We start from the raw sequence: 244 nt of genomic DNA on the forward strand, positions 1-244 counted from the left end.
GCGTTGAACGAGTCCGTATCAGACGTTTTTGGCGTACTGACCAAGCAGTACGCCCTGCGCCAGAGCGCCGCAGAGGCGGACTGGTTGATCGGTGCCGAGTTGCTCACTGACAAGGTGCAGGGTGTGGCGCTGCGCTCCATGGCCAATCCAGGTAGTGCCTATGACGACCCGTTGCTCGGCCGCGACCCGCAACCGGCGCACATGCGCGACTTCATCGAAACCCGTGAGGACAATGGCGGCGTGC

At 63.1% G+C, this 244-nt stretch carries 1 protein-coding gene; it reads left to right on the forward strand.

Features of this window, described 5'->3' with window-relative positions:
• Positions 1–244: M4 family metallopeptidase (locus AAEZ09_RS28970; protein WP_350601765.1), on the forward strand; the 244-nt coding region annotated here is incomplete at both ends.

Source organism: Pseudomonas sp. 65/3-MNA-CIBAN-0223 (assembly GCF_040310425.1).
GTDB classification, from domain to species: Bacteria; Pseudomonadota; Gammaproteobacteria; order Pseudomonadales; family Pseudomonadaceae; genus Aquipseudomonas; species Aquipseudomonas gregormendelii.